This window comes from Nocardioides sp., from assembly GCF_035703625.1.
GTDB lineage: Bacteria > Actinomycetota > Actinomycetes > Propionibacteriales > Nocardioidaceae > Nocardioides.
Genome location: NZ_DASSXS010000171.1, coordinates 1 through 3,431, shown reverse-complemented (window position 1 = coordinate 3,431; position 3,431 = coordinate 1). Strand labels below are relative to the sequence as shown.

The window sequence follows — 3,431 nt, the reverse complement described above, 5'->3', positions numbered from 1 at the left end:
ATCTCCAGGGCGTCGTAGACCATCAGCCGGCCGAGCAGCGTGTCACCGATGCCGGTGATGAGCTTGACCGCCTCGGTCGCCTGGATGGCGCCGATCGTGGCGCAGAGGACGCCGAGCACGCCGCCCTCGGCGCAGCTCGGGACCATGCCGGGCGGCGGGGGCACCGGGTAGAGGTCGCGGTAGTTGGGCCCGTGGTCGTTCCAGAAGACCGACACCTGGCCGTCGAACCGGTAGATCGAGCCCCACACGTAGGGCTTGTTCAGCAGCACGCAGGTGTCGTTGACCAGGTAGCGCGTGGCGAAGTTGTCGGTGCCGTCGACGATCAGGTCGTAGCCCTCGAAGATCCCCAGGACGTTGTCGTTGTCGAGGCGCTCGTTGTGGACGACCACCTCGACGAGCGGGTTGACCTCGGCGATGGAGTCTTTCGCCGACTCGGCCTTCGGCCGCCCGATGTCGGACTGCCCATGGATGACCTGGCGCTGCAGGTTGGACTCGTCGACCTCGTCGAACTCCGCGATCCCGATCGTGCCGACGCCGGCCGCGGCCAGGTAGAGCAGCGCCGGGCTGCCGAGACCGCCGGCCCCGATCACCAGCACCCGGGCGTTCTTCAGCCGCTTCTGCCCGGACATCCCGACGTCGGGAATGATCAGGTGGCGGCTGTAACGGCGCACCTCGTCGATGGTCAGCTCATCGGCTGGCTCGACCAACGGGGGAAACGACACGGGGACTCCTCTGGAGGACGACAGGTACTCCGCCACAACTCCGGACGGGCCGTCCATGTTCCCTCGCGCGTCGGCCGCACCCGTCCGGGTCCCGTCATGCGGACCGGTGCGCGAGAAGCCGGGGTTCCTGTTCGTCGCGTCGATGTCCGGACGATCTCCCGCCCGGCCTCAGGTCACCCGCACGTCCGCCTCACAGCACGGGCCGGCGATCACCCAGTCGGTCGTTGGACGGCGGCACGCTGAACCCCGCGGCACCGACGCCGTACGCACCACCGCAGCACCGCACGCACCACCGCTTCACCGGAGGGGCTCCGCTGCCGCCCGACCTCGGCGCGCACCGGTAGGCTGCCCGCGATGAGTGAGCGCGACTTCGAGCAGGCGCGGCCGCGGGGCGTGCGGCTGCCGCGCGGCGAGCGGCGCGCCCAGCTGCTCGACTCGGCCCTGGAGGTCTTCGTGGCCCAGGGCTACCACGCCGCCGCGATGGACGACATCGCCGAGCGCGCCGGGGTCTCCAAGCCGGTGCTCTACCAGCACTTCCCGGGCAAGCTGGAGCTCTACCTCGCGCTGCTCGACGTCTCGTGCGACCTGATCATCGACAACTGCCGCCAGGCCCTGGCCTCGACCCACGACAACAAGCAGCGGGTCGAGGCCACGATGGCGGCGTTCTACGAGTACGTCGCCGGCGACACCGGAGCGTTCCGGCTGGTCTTCGAGTCCGACCTCAACAACGAGCCCGCCGTGCGCGCCCAGGTGGAGCGCGTCACCAACGAGTGCTCGGCCATGATCGCCCACGTGATCCACGACGACACCGGGCTGCCCGACGAGGCCTCGCGCCTGCTCGCGGTGTCACTGGTAGGAATGGCCCAGGTGAGCGCGCGGTTCTGGCTCGCCGAAGGCAACGGGATCAGCAAGTCCGAGGCCGCGGCACTGGTGGCGGGCCTCGCCTGGCGAGGAATCCGTGGCTACCCGCTCACCGACGAGGTCCCCAACGAGTGACCAGCGAGTGACGCTGGCCCAGGGGCCCACACAGACCACAGAGAGAGGAACACCGCCGTGGAGGTCAAGATCGGCGTCCAGCACGCATCCCGGGATCTCGTGATCGAGACCGAGGAGTCGCCCGAGAGCATCGAGAAGCTGGTGTCGGAGGCGATCGGCTCCGAGGGGATGCTCGCGCTCACCGACCACCGGGGCCGGCGGATCCTGGTTCCGGCCGCCAAGCTCGCCTACGTCGAGATCGGGGTGCACACCGCCCAGGTGGGCTTCCGGCACTGACCCGCGGCCCCCCATCGGGGACCATTGGGCTCCGTTGTCGTTGTGAACGGCCCGCAACGGGTGAAAAATGGGGTCGAGGCCCACACTGGAGGGGCCCGGAAAGGTGAGTCCGATGGACGTCACAACCATTCTCTTCTACCTGATCGTGGGCACGATCGTCGGACTGCTGGGGAAGTTCTTCGCTCCCGGGGACAAGGACAACATCCCTCTGTGGCTCACCATCGTCTGCGGCATCGGCGGCATGCTCGTCGGAGGGGTGATCTACCGCGCCTTCGGCGGCGACGGCTCCGCTGGCCTCGACTGGACCCAGGGCATCGTCACGGTGCTGACCGCCATGGTGCTGGTCATCATCGCCTCCGCGCTCAGCGGACGGCGCCACAGCGCGGTCTGACCGGTTCGGTCAGGAGTCCAGGCCCAGCTCGTCCATCCTGGCCGCGTGCAGCTCGGTGATCCGGCTGAACATCCGGCCGATCGCCGCCAGGTCGAGGCCGGGCCGGTCGACGCCACCTGCCAGCAGCGCCGACAGCGCATCGCGCTCCGCGGCCACCCGCTGCGCCTGGGTCAGGGCCTCCCCCATCAGCCGCCGCCCCCACAGCGCGAGGCGACCGCCCAGGCGCGGGTCGGCCGCGATCCCGGACCGGACGCGGTCCACGACGAACCGGGACTGCCCGGCGTCGGTCAGGGACGCCACGATCAGGTCACGCGTCCGGGTGTCGAGGTAGGCGGCGATCTCGCGGTAGAAGTCGGCGGCCATGCCGTCGCCGACGTACGCCTTGATCAGGCTCTCGTACCAGTCCGCCGGTGCCGTGTGGGCGTGGAAGAGGTCGATCGGCTCCCGGAAGGGCGCCATCGCGGCGTAGGGGTCCGCGCCGAGTGCGGTGAGCCGCTCGAGCAGCATCGAGACGTGCCCGAACTCCGTCGAGGCCATCGACCCGATCGCGACCTTGTCCTCCAGCGTCGGCGCCATCCGGGCATCCTCGGCGAGCCGCTCGAAGGCGGAGATCTCGCCGTACGCGATGGCTCCGAGCAGGTCCACGACCGCCGCCCGGTAGTGAGGGTCCTCCAGCGCCAGGGACGCCTCGCCCGCGACCGGGGATTCACTCATGATCGAACCCTACCGATAGACTGACGCTGTTCGGGTGCCCCGCCCGTCGGCGTCAATGCCGGGCCAGGGCCCGACCGCATGTGCGCGGCAGACGTCTCTCGGAGTTCCAGCTCCCGGTCCGCCGCACTGGAACTCACGGAAGCGAAGAGAACACTGACAACCTTCAGAGAGCTCGGGGTGCTCCCCGAGATTTGCGACGCGCTCGAGCGCGCCAACATCACCAAGCCCTTCCCGATCCAGGAGATGACCCTCTCCGTCGCGCTGATGGGCACCGACCTGATCGGCCAGGCGCGCACCGGGACCGGCAAGACCCTGGCCTTCGGCATCCCGGT

6 protein-coding genes are annotated in these 3,431 nt (G+C 69.6%); 4 read left to right on the top strand and 2 right to left on the bottom strand.

All coding sequences use genetic code 11. The features are described from left to right. Nucleotides 1-722: molybdopterin-synthase adenylyltransferase MoeB (gene moeB / locus VFN12_RS08420; RefSeq protein WP_325118194.1), on the bottom strand; the 722-nt coding region annotated here is incomplete at its 3' end. A 354-nt stretch (nt 723-1,076) separates the two neighbouring features. Between moeB and VFN12_RS08415 the strand changes: the two genes are divergently transcribed. The 3 genes from VFN12_RS08415 (at nt 1,077) to VFN12_RS08405 (ending at nt 2,385) form a co-directional block, all read left to right on the top strand. After that, on the top strand, nt 1,077-1,718 hold the full coding sequence (locus tag VFN12_RS08415) for a TetR/AcrR family transcriptional regulator (protein WP_325118193.1): 642 nt from the start codon (nt 1,077-1,079) through the stop codon (nt 1,716-1,718). A gap of 57 nt (nt 1,719-1,775) precedes the next feature. After that, entirely contained in the window at nt 1,776-1,994 is a 219-nt protein-coding gene (locus tag VFN12_RS08410; protein ID WP_325118192.1) for a DUF3107 domain-containing protein, read from the top strand. Nucleotides 1,995-2,106: 112 nt separating this feature from the next. Then, entirely contained in the window at nt 2,107-2,385 is a 279-nt protein-coding gene (locus tag VFN12_RS08405) for a GlsB/YeaQ/YmgE family stress response membrane protein (RefSeq protein WP_325118191.1), read from the top strand. Between the two features lie 9 nt (nt 2,386-2,394). Here VFN12_RS08405 and VFN12_RS08400 read toward each other — a convergent pair whose 3' ends face one another. Then, nucleotides 2,395-3,099 (bottom strand): ferritin-like fold-containing protein, encoded by a 705-nt coding sequence (locus VFN12_RS08400; protein WP_325118190.1) that lies wholly within the window; start codon nt 3,097-3,099, stop codon nt 2,395-2,397. A 177-nt stretch (nt 3,100-3,276) separates the two neighbouring features. Between VFN12_RS08400 and VFN12_RS17590 the strand changes: the two genes are divergently transcribed. Then, a partial coding sequence (locus VFN12_RS17590; protein ID WP_414690019.1) for a DEAD/DEAH box helicase occupies nt 3,277-3,431 on the top strand: 155 nt, incomplete at its 3' end.